Source organism: Arthrobacter sp. StoSoilB19, assembly GCF_019977275.1.
Lineage (GTDB): Bacteria > Actinomycetota > Actinomycetes > Actinomycetales > Micrococcaceae > Arthrobacter.
Window position 1 is genome coordinate 865,900 of the sequence record NZ_AP024650.1, and the last position, 14,928, is coordinate 880,827.

Annotated in this window: 13 protein-coding genes; all 13 read left to right on the forward strand. The window is 66.0% G+C overall.

The annotated features are described in order from the left end of the window. Positions 1-87 precede the first annotated feature (87 nt). Positions 88-2,643 carry a DNA helicase PcrA gene (gene pcrA, locus LDO86_RS04085; protein WP_043424983.1) on the forward strand — a complete coding sequence of 852 codons (2,556 nt, stop codon included), beginning with the start codon at positions 88-90 and terminating at the stop codon, positions 2,641-2,643. Between the two features lie 20 nt (positions 2,644-2,663). Then, positions 2,664-3,380 carry a hypothetical protein gene (locus tag LDO86_RS04090; protein WP_026265816.1) on the forward strand — a complete coding sequence of 239 codons (717 nt, stop codon included), beginning with the start codon at positions 2,664-2,666 and terminating at the stop codon, positions 3,378-3,380. 225 nt (positions 3,381-3,605) lie between these two features. Beyond that, on the forward strand, positions 3,606-4,775 hold the full coding sequence (gene sucC / locus LDO86_RS04095) for an ADP-forming succinate--CoA ligase subunit beta (RefSeq protein ID WP_018769571.1): 1,170 nt from the start codon (positions 3,606-3,608) through the stop codon (positions 4,773-4,775). 11 nt (positions 4,776-4,786) lie between these two features. Then, a complete protein-coding gene (gene sucD / locus LDO86_RS04100; protein ID WP_018769572.1) occupies positions 4,787-5,689 on the forward strand; it encodes a succinate--CoA ligase subunit alpha in 903 nt (300 codons plus the stop codon). A 191-nt stretch (positions 5,690-5,880) separates the two neighbouring features. Next, positions 5,881-6,612, forward strand: coding sequence for a FadR/GntR family transcriptional regulator (locus LDO86_RS04105; protein WP_018769573.1), 732 nt, complete (start codon positions 5,881-5,883; stop codon positions 6,610-6,612). Between the two features lie 219 nt (positions 6,613-6,831). Further along, positions 6,832-8,181, forward strand: coding sequence for an MFS transporter (locus LDO86_RS04110; RefSeq protein ID WP_026265817.1), 1,350 nt, complete (start codon positions 6,832-6,834; stop codon positions 8,179-8,181). A gap of 9 nt (positions 8,182-8,190) precedes the next feature. After that, on the forward strand, positions 8,191-8,967 hold the full coding sequence (locus tag LDO86_RS04115) for an SDR family NAD(P)-dependent oxidoreductase (RefSeq protein ID WP_018769575.1): 777 nt from the start codon (positions 8,191-8,193) through the stop codon (positions 8,965-8,967). Positions 8,968-9,082: 115 nt separating this feature from the next. Next, entirely contained in the window at positions 9,083-9,772 is a 690-nt protein-coding gene (locus tag LDO86_RS04120; protein ID WP_018769576.1) for a GntR family transcriptional regulator, read from the forward strand. Between the two features lie 132 nt (positions 9,773-9,904). Continuing rightward, entirely contained in the window at positions 9,905-10,903 is a 999-nt protein-coding gene (locus LDO86_RS04125; protein ID WP_018769577.1) for a sugar phosphate isomerase/epimerase family protein, read from the forward strand. A 46-nt stretch (positions 10,904-10,949) separates the two neighbouring features. After that, a complete protein-coding gene (gene dhaL / locus LDO86_RS04130) occupies positions 10,950-12,671 on the forward strand; it encodes a dihydroxyacetone kinase subunit DhaL (protein ID WP_018769578.1) in 1,722 nt (573 codons plus the stop codon). 10 nt (positions 12,672-12,681) lie between these two features. After that, a complete protein-coding gene (locus LDO86_RS04135; protein ID WP_018769579.1) occupies positions 12,682-13,176 on the forward strand; it encodes a ribose-5-phosphate isomerase in 495 nt (164 codons plus the stop codon). Next, entirely contained in the window at positions 13,173-14,126 is a 954-nt protein-coding gene (locus LDO86_RS04140) for a 3-hydroxyacyl-CoA dehydrogenase family protein (RefSeq protein ID WP_018769580.1), read from the forward strand. Before LDO86_RS04135 ends, LDO86_RS04140 begins: the two co-directional genes overlap by 4 nt. Positions 14,127-14,143: 17 nt before the next feature. After that, on the forward strand, positions 14,144-14,911 hold the full coding sequence (locus tag LDO86_RS04145) for an SDR family NAD(P)-dependent oxidoreductase (protein WP_018769581.1): 768 nt from the start codon (positions 14,144-14,146) through the stop codon (positions 14,909-14,911). The last annotated feature ends 17 nt before the right edge of the window (positions 14,912-14,928 follow it).

Here is a 14,928-nt window from a genome sequence, read left to right on the forward strand (position 1 = left end):
GGTTGCCGGCACTGGTTCACGGGTCAGCGGCAGTAATCCACAGGCTGGAAGGCGTTGTCGGTCCCACCGCCTAGACTTGTATGCACCATGGATATGTTGTTTGACCCGTACTCTGACGGACCGTTCAAGGCCGCTCCTGCCGCCACCGCCCGAACCAGGACGGTGCCGGAAGGCGTTGCCACCACGGCCTGGCCCGGCGGAATGCCGGGCAGCCAGGCCGGCTGGCAGCAGAACAACGGGGACCGGCACGACCCGGACCGGAACAGCACGGACAGGCACGACGGCGGCCGGCACCAAGGCAGCCACCGCCCGGACGCTGCCCAGCTGCTGGAGGGGCTGAACCCCCAGCAGGAGGAAGCGGTCAAGCATGCCGGGCCGGCGCTGCTGATCGTCGCCGGTGCCGGATCCGGAAAGACCCGGGTGCTCAGCAACAGGATCGCGTACCTGATCGCCACCGGCCGTGCCCACCACGGCGAAATCCTGGCCATCACCTTCACCAACAAGGCCGCCGCGGAAATGCGGGAGCGCATTGAGGCGCTGGTGGGCGGACGCGCCAAGATCATGTGGATCTCCACGTTCCATTCCTCCTGCGTGCGGATCCTGCGGCAGGAAGCGGCCAACGTCGGCCTGAAATCCAATTTCTCCATCTACGACTCCGCCGACTCCCTGCGGCTGGTCACCCAGGTCTCCAAGGCCCTGGACCTGGACCCCAAAAAGTTTGCGCCCAAGGCCATCCAGCACAAGATCTCGGCGTTGAAGAACGAGCTCATCGACGCCGATTCCTTTGCCTCGGCAGCCAATTACAACGACCCCTTCGAACATGCGGTCGCGGACGTTTACAAGGGCTACACCCAGCGCCTCCGGCAGGCCAACGCCATGGACTTCGACGACCTGATCGCCGAGACCGTCTACATGTTCCGTGCCTTCCCCGCGCTCGCCGAGTCCTACCGCCGCCGGTTCCGCCACGTGCTGGTGGACGAATACCAGGACACCAACCACGCCCAGTACGCCCTGGTGCGGGAAATCGTGGGGGAGGGCCCGGGCGCGTCGGAACTCACCGTGGTGGGTGACTCGGACCAGTCCATCTACGCCTTCCGGGGGGCGGACATCCGGAACATCGTGGAGTTCGAAAAGGACTACCCGGAGGCCCGCACCATCAAGCTGGAGCAGAACTACCGCTCCACCCAAAACATCCTGAGCGCGGCGAACTCGGTCATCTCCCGCAACCCCAACCGTCCGGAAAAACGGTTGTGGACCGCCGAGGGCGAAGGCCACAAGATCATCGGCTACGTCGGCGAAAATGAACACGACGAAGCGCAGTTCATTGCCAAGGAGATCGACCGGCTCCAGGACGAGGAAAACCTGCGCCCCGGCGATGTTGCCATCTTCTACCGGACCAACGCCCAGTCCCGCTCCATCGAAGACGTCCTGGTGCGCGTGGGCCTGCCGTACAAGGTGGTGGGCGGCACCCGCTTTTACGAGCGGAAGGAAATCAAGGACGCCCTGGCGTACCTGCGCGTCCTGGTCAACCCGGATGACGACGTCAACCTCCGCCGTGTATTGAATGAGCCCAAACGCGGCATCGGCGACCGCGCCGAAGGCGCCGTCGCGGCCCTGGCCCAGCGTGAGCGGACGTCGTTCATGGAGGCGGCCCGCCGCGCCGACCAGGCGCCCGGCATGGCCACCCGGTCCGTCAACGCCGTCCTGGGCTTCGTGAAGATGCTGGACGACCTGGCCGAGGTTGCCTCCGGATCCGGAGCGGCCGCCGCCCTGGAAGCCGTGCTGGAACAGACGGGCTACCTTGCCGCGCTGCGATCCAGCACCGATCCGCAGGACGAGTCCCGCGTGGAGAACCTGGCTGAACTCGTGGCCGTAGTTCGCGAGTACGAGCAGGAGAACCCGGAAGGAAGCCTTGGCGCGTTCCTGGAACAGGTCTCCCTGGTAGCGGACGCCGACCAGATCCCGGATGCTCCCGGTGCGGACATCGACGCCGCCGTCGCCGAGGCCAAACGGCTGGGCGTGGTGACCCTCATGACCCTGCACACGGCCAAGGGCCTGGAATTCCCCGTGGTCTTCCTGACCGGCATGGAGCACGGCCTCTTCCCGCACCAGCGCTCCGCCACCGACCCCAAGGAACTGGCCGAGGAACGACGCCTGGCGTACGTGGGACTGACCCGTGCCCGCAAGCGGCTCTACGTGACCCGGTCCGAGGTGCGCAGCATGTGGGGCCAGAGCCAGTACAACCCCGCCAGCCAGTTCCTCGAGGAAATCCCGGCGGAGCTCCTGGAATGGAAGCGTGAAGGAACCAGCAGGCAGGCCGGCGGCTGGGGCGGCGGTTCCATCGGGTCCGGCCGCTACAGCGGGTCCTTCTGGGGCGCCGGCACTGCCCGTGGCGCGGCAGCGGACTCCTCGGCGGGATTCAACGCCGACGTTCCGGCGTTCATCGCCAAGAACCGGGTGCAGCCGCAAAAGGAAATCATCGCCGTCAGCGTGGGAGACAAGGTCAACCACACCAGCTTCGGCAACGGCACGGTCCTGGCGCTTGAAGGAGTGGGGGACAAGACCGTGGCCAAGGTGAAGTTCGACGTCGGCGAGAAGCGCCTGTTGCTGCGGTACGCGCCGCTGACCAAGCTCGACGCCTAAGCCGCCCCCGGCCGGGCATAATGGAGCCCATGCGACGGAATGTCTGGGGGATGCTCGCCGCCCTTCTCCTCCTCATTGCTGTCACCGCCACGGGATGCAGCGTGACCACCAAGGACCCCTCCTACGTTCCACCGGCCCCGCTGCCGCCCATGGAACAACTGGAAAAGGCGCCCTTGGCCGACGCCAAGACATACTCCAGCGGTGGCGACGTCCTCTCCTTCATCACCGCGGACCGCACCATCGCCTGTTCATTGACGTCCGCGCGCGGGGACCACGTGAACCTGCCGTACCAGCAGAACCGCTACGGCGACGCTGCCAACAACAAGCTGCCCATTGTCCCGGTGGCCCACTGCGAGCTGGCCACCTATCAGCCTCCACAACCCGGGGACGTTAGGGATGACTGCGCCGGAACCCACCTGGGCTACCTGGGCGGCGTGGCTCTGCTGGCCCCGGACAGTGCACGCTACGGCGAATGCCGCTCCGGCGTCACGTCGATGGAAGCGGCCTACGGACCCAAGGGGACCAAGGCCGGCCCGCTGGCCCAGCTGCCTGTGCTTGCGGACGGTCAGAACCTCGAACGGAACGGGCTGCGCTGTTCCGCCTACAACGGCGGCGTGGCGTGCGGAAACGTCTCCGCCGGCGTCGGATTCTTCATCTCCCCCGAACGTTACGAACTGGTCCCGGGCCCCGCCAAAAGCAGTGCATCCCCGCAGGCAGAGGGCCCAAAAACCCCGTAAATCCGCGGTTTTTCTACGCTCCATAGAATAGTGTGCTTACTCACATAAGAGGTAGTCTGGGACGGCCCGGTCCCTCCAAAGGACTAGAGTTCCCCATGGAGCATTACGCCGCGTGGCTCGTTTCCAGACAGGCCGCCGGTGCGTGCAATCCGCAGCCCGGTCATCGTCTTTTCGGATGGTGTCCGACTGTACAGAAACTACTTCGACGTAGAAGGACACTAAACCGTGGACCTGTTTGAATACCAGGCGCGCGATATGTTCGAGGCGCACGGTGTACCCGTGCTTGCCGGCATCGTGGCGTACACCCCAGAAGAAGCAAAGGCAGCCGCCGAGAAGATCGGCGGCGTAACCGTTGTCAAGGCACAGGTCAAGGTAGGCGGCCGCGGCAAGGCCGGCGGCGTCAAGGTGGCAAAGTCCGCCGACGAAGCGTTTGAGCACGCCACCAACATCCTGGGCATGGACATCAAGGGCCACACCGTTAACAAGGTGATGATTGCCCAGGGTGCGGACATCGCCGAGGAATACTACTTCTCCGTCCTGCTGGACCGGGCCAACCGCAACTACCTGGCCATGTGCTCGGTTGAGGGCGGCATGGAAATCGAACAGCTCGCCGTCGAACGCCCCGAAGCGCTGGCCAAGATTGCCATCGACCCCGCCGTGGGCATCGACCAGGCCAAGGCGGACGAGATCGTCGCAGCTGCAGGCTTCGCCGAGGAACTCCGCGGCCAGGTGGCCGGCGTCATCCTGAAGCTCTGGGACGTCTTCAAGAAGGAAGACGCCACCCTGGTGGAGGTCAACCCGCTGGTCAAGACCGGCAACGGTGACATCCTGGCCCTCGATGGCAAGGTTTCCCTCGACGAGAACGCCGACTTCCGCCACCCGAAGCACGCGCAGCTCGAGGACAAGGACGCAGCGGACCCGCTTGAGGCCAAGGCAAAGGCGCAGGACCTCAACTACGTCAAGCTCGACGGCGAAGTAGGCATCATCGGCAACGGCGCCGGCCTGGTCATGTCCACCCTCGACGTCGTGGCCTACGCCGGCGAGAACCACGGCAACGTCAAGCCCGCCAACTTCCTGGACATCGGCGGCGGAGCCTCCGCAGAGGTCATGGCCGCAGGCCTGGACGTCATCCTGGGTGACGAGCAGGTCAAGTCCGTGTTCGTCAACGTCTTCGGTGGCATCACCGCGTGCGACGCCGTCGCCAAGGGCATCGTTGGCGCGCTGGCCGAGCTGGGCCACTCCGCCAACAAGCCGCTGGTAGTCCGCCTTGACGGCAACAACGTCGAGGAAGGCCGCCGCATCCTCACCGAGGCCAACCACCCGCTGGTAACCCTGGCCGCCACCATGGACGAGGGCGCCGACAAGGCCGCCGAGCTCGCCAACGCAGCTAAGTAAAGGGACGCACCATGTCTATCTATCTGAACAAGGACTCCAAGGTCATCGTCCAGGGCATCACCGGCGGCGAAGGCACCAAGCACACCGCGCTGATGCTTAAGGCGGGCACCAACATCGTCGGCGGCGTCAACGCCCGCAAGGCCGGCACCACGGTCCTGCACGGCGACAAGGAAATCAACGTCTACGGCACCGTCAAGGAAGCCATGGCGGAAACCGGCGCCGACGTCTCCATCGTCTTCGTGCCGCCGGCATTCACCAAGAACGCCGTTGTGGAAGCCATCGAGGCCGGCATCGGCCTGGTCGTGGTCATCACCGAAGGCGTCCCCGTCCAGGACTCCGCCGAATTCTGGGCCCTGGCCCAGTCCAAGGTGGATGCCGACGGCAACCAGGTCACCCGCATCATCGGCCCGAACTGCCCCGGCATCATCACCCCCGGCGAAGCGCTGGTTGGCATCACCCCGGCCAACATCACCGGCAAGGGCCCCATCGGCCTGGTTTCCAAGTCGGGTACCCTGACCTACCAGATGATGTACGAACTGCGCGACCTGGGCTTCTCCACCGCCATCGGCATCGGCGGCGACCCCATCATCGGCACCACGCACATCGACGCCCTGGCCGCGTTCGAGGCTGACCCCGAGACCAAGGCCATCGTGATGATCGGCGAAATCGGCGGCGACGCCGAAGAGCGTGCAGCCGACTTCATCAAGGCCAACGTCACCAAGCCGGTCGTCGGCTATGTGGCCGGCTTCACCGCGCCCGAAGGCAAGACCATGGGCCACGCAGGTGCCATCGTCTCCGGTTCCGCCGGTACCGCCCAGGCCAAGAAGGAAGCCCTCGAGGCCGCCGGTGTCAAGGTCGGCAAGACGCCGTCCGAGACAGCCAAGCTGCTCCGTGAGGTCTACGCAGCCCTCTAGCAGTCCTGCACAACGCGGGGCCACCCGGCCCGGTTCCCCTTTGGGGGCCGGCAGGGCGGCCCCGCGTTTGCTGTTTAACCCACCTGACTGTTTGACGCACGACGACGGCGGGCAGCGCGCGCCCGAGTGCGTCGAGTAATGTTGAGGAAGGAAAATCAGGGCGCCTTGCGCGCGCAGGCAGGGGATGACGGATGGCAGAGAAGCGACCGACCCTGGTCGACGCCGTCGTCGACAAGGTCCTTGAGCACATCCTCAGCGGAGAGATCAAGGCCGACGACGCCCTGCCGCCTGAAGCGGATATCGCCAAGGAGTCCGGTGTCAGCAGGCTGACGGCCCGCGAGGCCATGAAGGTATTGAAAGCGCAGGACGTGGTGTACGTCCGGCGCGGCCTGGGCACCTTCGTCAACCCGCCCGAGCGCTGGACCGGACTGGACGCCATCATGCGCGCAGCCTCCAGGGGAGTGGCCTCGGACCAGGTGGCACTCCGTTTGCTCGAGGTCCGCCGCATGGTGGAGACCGGCGCGGCCGAACTCGCTGCCTCCCGGCACCGGCCGGCTGACCTCGCCGCGCTGCAGGACAGCGTGGAGCAGATGGAAGCGGCCCACCATGCCGGCGACGTGGACGCGCTGACCGTGGCAGACATCGCCTTCCACGACACCGTTCTGCGCGCGTCCGGCAACCCGTTCGTGCCGGCCCTGCTGGGCCAGCTGTCCACCCTGCTCTACGCCATGCGGCGCGAAACCTCGGCGTTCCCCGACGTGCAGCGGCACGCCATCCACCACCACAAGATGGTCCTGGCCGCCATCGCCGCCGGAGACCCGGCCACCGCCCGCTCCACCATGGATGCACATATCACCCAGACTTTCGAGGATTACGAGCACTACCTTGCCGTGTCCAGCCGTAGCGGAGCCGCGGCCCGCTAGCCGCCTGTCCGGGCCCGTCCCATCGGGGTATTCCCTGTCAGCGGCATCCCCACCAGGCCGCGTCCGCAGCCGTGTTGACGCTCCCGTCCCCTGTGATTAGAATCTCATACAGACATCAGACATCTGATATCGCCCCCAAAAAATGCCGCCAGCCAAAGGAGTCGTCATGCGCGCGCATTCCCTTTTCGAGGGTCCCCACACCACCCTGGGAGGCCTGCGATGACCTCCCGTGCTGCTGCCCCCGCTCTCAGCGAGTTGGGCGAGACCACCCTCCGCAAGGTTCGTCGGAGGCTCATGCCCCTGATCGTCCTCCTGTACTTCATTGCCTACCTGGACCGGAACAACGTTGGTTTCGCCAAGCTCGGCATGCAGGGGGACATCGGACTGACCGAGGCCGCCTACGGCCTGGGCGCCGGCATCTTCTTCCTCGGCTACGCACTGCTCGAGATCCCGTCGAACGGCGGCATGTACCGCTATGGCGCCCGCAAGTGGATCGCCCGCATCCTCATCAGCTGGGGCATCTTTGCCACCGCCATGTTCCTGGTGAACGGTGAAGCGACGTTCTACATCATCCGCTTCCTCCTCGGAGCCGCCGAGGCAGGCTTCTTCCCGGCCATCCTCTTCTACCTGACCCTGTGGTTCCCCGCGGCGCAGCGCGTGACGGTGCTGGGCATCTTCATCCTGGCCCAGCCCATCTCCAACGCCCTCGGCGCCCCGGTGTCCGGCATGCTCCTGAACCTGGAGGGCGTGGCAGGCCTGCACGGCTGGCAGTGGCTCTACATCCTGGAAGGCATTCCCGCCATCCTGTTGGGCATCATCACCCCCTTCGTCATGACGGACCGGCCCGAACACGCCAAGTGGCTCAAGCCGGAAGAGCGTGAGTGGCTCTCCAACACCATGAGCGCCGAACTGGCCCACAAGCAGAAGTCCGGCAACCACAACTTCCTTGCCGGATTGAAGGACCCCCGCACCATCGCATACTCGGCCCTGTACTTCGGCCTGGTATGCGGCATCTACGGCCTGGGCCTCTGGCTGCCCACCATCGTCAAGGCGCTGGGCAAGTTCGACTCGACCCAGGTGGGCTTCATCGTCTTTATCCCGTACGCCATCGCTGCCGTCTTCGTCTACTTCTGGAGCAAGCGCTCAGACCGCACCGGCAACCGGGTATGGCATGCCAGCATGAGCATGGTGCTCGCCGCCGTCGGCCTCCTGGGCGCTGGCTACCTGCTGCCGGTCAATGCCGTGCTCGCCATGGTGTTCCTGACCCTCGCGGCCATGGGCATCTACTCCGCCATCGCGCCGTTCCTTGCCATGCCCTCCGCAGCCCTCACCGGTGCTGCAGCCGCCGCCGGCCTCGCCATGGTCAACTCCCTTGGCAACCTGGGCGGCTTCGTGGCGCCCTACATCGTGGGCATCCTCAAGGACGCCACCGGAAACAGCCAGAGCGGGCTGGTCTTCCTGGCCGCCTGCCTCGCCGTGACCGCCGCCGCCACCTACCTTTACGCACGCAAGCGGCCGGAGGGTGTCTCCGCCCCCGGGGTCACAGTTCCTGCCGCCGAAACCCACTAGGACGCATCAATGACTACACAGCACACCTTCCCCGCAGAGCGCACCGCTGTCCTCACCGGGGCAGCATCTGCCCGCGGCATTGGCCGGGCAACCGCTGACCGGCTGGCCAGCGAGGGCTGGTCCATCGCCATCCTGGACATCAATGCCGAAGACGCGAAGGCCGCGGCTGCCGAAATCGGCTCCAGCCGTGCCGTCAAGGCCATCGGCGTGGGCGCCGACGTCTCCGACGAGGCATCGGTTGACCGCGCCATCACGGAAATTGAGGAGGCGCTTCCGCCCATCGTCGGACTGGTCAACCTGGCCGGAATCAGCTCACCCACCCCCTTCATGGAGACCACGGTGGCGGAATGGGACAAGGTCTTCGCCATCAACATGCGCGGCACCTTCCTTGTTTCCCAGCGGGTCCTCAGGGGCATGATCGAGCGCGAACTCGGGAGGATCGTCAGTATCTCCTCCATCTCGGCCCAGCGTGGCGGCGGCACCTACTCCAAGGTGGCCTACAGCGCCTCGAAAGCCGGCATCCTCGGTTTCACCCGTGCGCTGGCCCGTGAAGTGGGTGAACACAACATCACCGTGAACGCCATCGCCCCCGGTCCGATCGACACTGACATCATGGGCGGAACGTTGACGGACGAGCGCAAGGCCCAGATGTCCGAGGGCATCATGATGGGTCGGGTGGGAACCCGGGAGGAAGTGGCGGCGCTGATCGCATTCCTGCTCAGCGAGGACGCCGGCTACATTACTGCCGCCACCTACGACATCAACGGCGGCCTGCAGGTTTCCTGACCACCGGTTTCCGCTGGTGCAGTGCTGCCTGCCGGCCGTACGGCACCAGCGGGACGTGTCCGGGGACACCCCATCCCACGCGCTCCCGCACATTTTCCGGCTATAGGATTTCTACATGGCAACCAAGAACCAGGCCTCCGGCGGCGTGAGCAGGCAGGTCCTCGCCGACCACGTTTACGAAGCGCTTCTTGTTGCCCTGATGGACGGCCGGCTGGAGGCGGGAACCCCGGTCAGCATCGACGGGATGGCCAGGGAGCTGGACGTTTCCCCGACGCCGGTGCGCGAAGCGCTCGCCCGGCTGGAAGCGACCGGGATGGTGCGGAGGATGGCCCTGCGCGGCTACCGCGTGGCACCGCTGTTCTCCCCGGAAGAACTGGCCGACCTGATGGACGCCCGCCTGGTGATCGAACCGGCCAATGCCTTCATGGCCTGCAAGCATGCTGACCCGGAACTGACCGGGCAGCTGGAGCAGGCCATCGAGGACCTCAAGGCAGCCCCGCGCGGTCCATCCTTCACGGAGTTCCGCGCCTACTGGGAAGCCGATGAACGGTTCCACCGGCTCATCGCCGAGTCCGCTGACAACCAGTTCCTGCTGTCCGCATATAACGCCCTGGGCGGGCAGGTGCAGCGCTTCCGCTTCTTTGGCGGCCTGGGCGTGACCGATGCCGACTACGCCATTGCCGAGCACACCGAGATCCTCAAAGCCTTCGAGACCGGCGACGCCGATCTTGCCCGGCAGAAAATGATCGACCACATCGAAGGCGTCAAGCAGCGCTCGCAGCACGACAGCGAAGTGCGCAGCTAGCACGCACGCCCATGGGCCCAATATGGCCCGACTTTTTCACCAACCTCCGCCCGGGAGGAACAGAGAGGCCCTTGACAGGGCCTCGAATAGCGTAGATCCTATAGGAAATGCGATTCTAAATTTGGAGTGACAATGCCGTACACCGCTGAAAACTGGCCCATCGCTGCTGCCCTGCTGCAGTTCCCGGGAACAAGGCCGGACGGGACCACCGCCCAGGAGGCCCCCGCCAGCGACTGGCAGCAGGTCTTTGAAGAAGTCGCAGACGCCGGCTTCAGCAACGCCGACCTCACCGACAGCTGGGTGCGCCCGGGCGATCTCTCAAGCGCCCGTCTGGACGAACTGAAGGCCGCGGCCAGTGCCGCCGGCCTCGGGCTTCCCTCCATCTCCGCCATCCGCCGCAGCGTGATTGAGGAAGGCAAGTGGGAGGAAAACCTGGCCTACACCCACCGGACCATCGACGCCGCTGCGCAGCTCGGTTGCGAGGTCGTCTCCATCGGCCTGCACCAGGCCATCACCCCGGAGCAGCAGAAACAGCTCTGGTTCTGGACCGTTGAAGGCCACAAGGACCCGGTAGCGGACAAGGAAACCTGGAACAACGCCGTCACCCGCATCCGGGAGGTCGGCAAGCACGCCGCTGAACTCGGCCTCCTGGTGTCCCTGGAGATGTACGAGGACACGTACCTCGGCACTGCTGACTCCTCCGTGCAGCTCGTCCAGGACGTCGACCTGCCCAACGTTGGACTGAACCCCGACCTGGGCAACCTGATCCGCCTGCACCGCCCCATCGAAGACTGGCGCGAACTGGTGCACAAGACGCTGCCCTACTCCAACTACTGGCACGTCAAGAACTACATCCGTGACGAGGACCAGGCCCGGAACCACTACGTCGCCATGCCGGCGCCCATGGAATCCGGCCTCATCAGCTACCGCGAGGCCTTCCAGTTCGCCATCTCGGTGGGCTTCCAGGGCATCATCTGCACCGAGCACTACGGCGGCGACGGCCTGAGCGTCACCGCCGCCAACCAGGACTACCTGCGCCGCCAGGTCCTGCCCAAGCGCGATGGCTACACCCTGGGCACCAGCATGGTAGCGCAGGGCCGGCAGGCCCCGGCGGCTGTCCCCGCACGCTAAGCCACGGCAGGCTTCCCAACCGATCCAACCGGTTCAACGAGGAATCATGACAAAGATATTTGACGATCCAGCGCAGTTCGCAGACGACGCCCTCGACGGTTTCGTGGCCGCCAACCGCAAGTATGTGGCGCGAGTCGACGGCGGCGTTGTCCGTTCCACCGAAACACCAGAGGGCCAGGTGGCAGTGGTCATTGGCGGCGGTTCCGGCCATTACCCCGCCTTCGCCGGCCTGGTGGGGGCAGGGCTCGCCGCCGGAAGCGCCTGCGGCAACATGTTCGCTTCCCCCTCCGCCGGGCAGGTGTACCGCGTGGCCAAGGCATCCCAGACCGGCGGCGGCGTCCTCCTGAACTACGGCAACTACGCCGGCGATGTGCTCCACTTCGGCCAGGCCCAGGAGAAGCTGAACGCTGAGGGCATCGAAACCCGCACCGTCCTGGTGACTGACGACATCGCCAGCGCGCCCCTCGAGGAGATCGGCAAGCGCCGCGGCATCGCCGGCGACCTGACGGTCTTCAAGGTTGCCGGCGCGGCGGCAGAGGCCGGGCTGGACCTGGATGAGGTGGAGCGGCTTGCCATTAAGGCCAACCACCACACCCGTTCGCTGGGCGTGGCGTTCGCCGGCTGCACCCTCCCCGGAGCATCCGAGCCCCTCTTCACCGTGCCGGAAGGCATGATGTCCGTGGGACTGGGCATTCACGGCGAACCGGGGATTTCAGACCTGCCCCTGCCCAGTGCCAGTGAACTGGCCAAGCTGCTGGTGGACGGGCTTTTGAAGGACAAGCCGGAAACCGCAGGCCACCGGGTAGTGCCCATCCTCAACGGACTGGGAACAGTCAAGTACGACGAACTCTTCCTGTTGTTCGGCAAGATCGAGGCCCTGCTCACCGCTGCCGGACTCGAGATCGTTGAGCCGGAGTGCGGTGAACTGGTGACCAGCCTGGACATGTCCGGCCTGTCATTGACGCTGTTCTGGCTGGATGCGGAACTGGAGAAGTTCTGGGCCGCGCCGGCTGACACCCCCGCCTTCCGCAAGGGCAACCTGGCCCCGCGCCGGGCCCGGGCCGTCGAGTCCCTGGCCGAGGCGGCCACGACGCCGGGGCTGGCCGCCACGCGGGCGTCCACCGCGCTGGCTGCCACGGCGGTGGGAGTGTTGAAGGAAGCCCGGTCCGTCGTCGTCGAACACGAGGAGGCACTCGGGAAGCTGGATGCCATCGCCGGGGACGGCGACCACGGCATCGGAATGCGCCGCGGAGTGGATGCTGCCGTTGCCGCCGCGGAGAAGTCCCATGCCGGCGGTGCCGGCCTGGAGGAAGTGCTCGCGGCGGCGGGGGAGCAGTGGGCCGAGCGTGCCGGCGGTACCTCCGGGGCCCTTTGGGGCGCGGCGGTCACCGCCGTCGGCAGGACCCTGGGCAGCAAGGACGCCTACACCGCGGCCGACGCAGCGGCGGCCGTCAATGCCCTCCGCGACGCCATTGTCACCTTGGGCAAGGCCGAGGCGGGAGACAAGACCATGGTGGACGCGCTCCTTCCGTTCGCCGAGACCTTCACCAAAGCAATTGACGACGGCGGCAGCCTGGCCGGCAGCCTTCGTGCGGCAGCGGAGGCCGCCGCCGAGGCCGCTGACGCGACTGCCGGACTCAGCCCCAGGAAAGGCCGGGCGCGCCCGTTGGCCGAGAAGAGCCTGGGCCACCCGGATCCCGGCGCCGTTTCGTTCGGCCTCATTGCCCGCAGGGTGGCCGAGTACGCCGCCACCATCGAAAGCCACTAAGGAGAATCGCATGACCGAACACACCCAGCAAGGCTGGCGCATCGTCGTCGGCAATGACGAAGCCGGCGTCGAATACAAGAACGCGCTGCGCGAGATGCTGGAGGCAGACCCCCGGGTCGCCTCGGTGGAGGACGTGGGCGTGGGCGCCGACGACGCTACTGCCTATCCGCACCTTGCCGTCGCCGCAGCCCGCAAGGTCGCAGCCGGAGAGGCGGACCGTGCCCTGCTGATCTGCGGAACCGGCCTCGGCGTGGCCATCTCGGCCAACAAGGTTCCCGGCATCCGGGCCGTCACCGCACACGACAGCTACTCCGTGGAGCGTTCCGTGCTGTCCAACAACGCCCAGGTGCTGACCATGGGCCAGCGCGTCATCGGCCTGGAACTGGCCAAGAAACTGGTGGGCGAGTGGCTTGACCACCGCTTCGATGAAAACTCCGCATCCGCGGCCAAAGTAGACGCAATCTCCTCCTACGAGGACGCGTCGGAAGGACTTGAAGACAAATGAGCAACCGCAACATCGCCGTCGTCGGCTCAGGCTATATGGGCGGCGGGATCGCCCAGGTCCTGGCACTCGCAGGAGCCCGCGTGGCACTCGCCGACGTCTCCGCTGAAATCGCGCAAAACAACTACGAGCGGCTCCTGAAGGAGTCCGACGAGTTCGTCGCCGCCGGCCTGTTCCCGGACAACGCCACCGACCTGCTCAAGGAAAACCTCTGGGCAGCCAAGGACATCGAAGAAGCCGTGGCCGGCGCCGAGTACATCGAGGAGGCAGTGCCGGAAATCCTGGAGATCAAGCACGCCACCCTGGGCAGGATCAGCGCCGCCGCCCGCCCCGAGGCCATCATTGGTTCCAACACCTCCACCATTTCCATCGCCAAGCTGGCCGAGGTGGTGGACAACCCGGAGCGCTTCCTGGGCGTCCACTTCTCCAACCCGGCACCATTCATTCCCGGCGTGGAAGTCATCCCGCACGAGGGCACCTCCGAGGCCACCATCCAGGCGGCCCGCAGCATCGTGGGGGAGACCGGCAAGGAAACAGCCACCGTCAAGGACGTGACCGGCTTCGTGCTCAACCGGCTCCAGTACGCCCTGTTCCACGAGGCAGCCCAAGTGGTGGAGGAAGGCATCGCCACCGCGGAGGACGTGGACACCCTGGTGCGCACCACCTTCGGCTTCCGGCTGCCGTTCTTCGGGCCGTTTGCGATCGCCGACATGGCGGGCCTGGACGTATATGCGTTCTGCTACAAGTCCCTCCAGACCGGGTTCCCGGAGCGGTTCGCCACCCCCAAGATCCTGCAGGAAAAGGTCGACGCCGGCCAGCTGGGCACCAAGACCGGTTCCGGCTTCCTTGACGTCCCCGCAGACCGGACCGCAGCCCTGGTTGCCTACCGGAACAAGGCGTACGTCGCCATGCAGAAGCTCATCGAAGAGCTGGGCCCTGCCCCGCTTTCCTGATCCGAAGGAACACCTCCATGACAGCATTTCCCACAGACCGCACGGTGATCGTTACCGGCGCTGTCTCCGAACGCGGCATCGGCCGGGCCACCGCAGACTACCTGGCAGAGCGCGGCTGGAACATCGGCGTGATCGACATCGATGACGCCGCCACCAAGGCCGTGGCCAAGGAGCTGGCCGAAAAGTACGGAATCAAGGCCCACGGAGCAGGCGCAGACGTCAGCAACGAAGCGTCGGTCCGGGCGGCCATCGACGAGATCGAGGCCGAACTTCCGCAGCTGGTGGCCCTGGCCAACATCGCGGGCGTCAGCTCCCCGGTGCCGTACCTGGAACTGGACGCCGCCGAATGGGACCGGGTACTCAGCATCAACTTGAACGGCGTCCACTACGCCACCCGCCGTGCCGCCGAATCGATGGTCAAGAACCAGCTGGGCCGGATTGTGAACATTTCCTCCGTCTCCGCCCAGCGCGGTGGCGGAACCTTCAGCAAGACCCCGTACTCCGTGGCCAAGGCCGGCGTCATCGGCCTGACCCGCGCCACCGCCCGTGAACTGGGGGAGTACGACATCACTGTCAACGCCATCTCGCCCGGGCCGATCGACACCGACATCATGGGCGGCACCCTGAGCGAGGAACGCAAGGACGAGCTGGTCAAGGACCTGGTGGTGAACCGCGTGGGCAACACGCGCGACATCGCTGCCGCCATCCATTTCCTGATTGGCGAGGACGCCGGGTATATCTCCGGCCAGACGCTGAACGTCGACGGCGGACTGTACATGCACTGACGGGCTCCGTTTCCCTT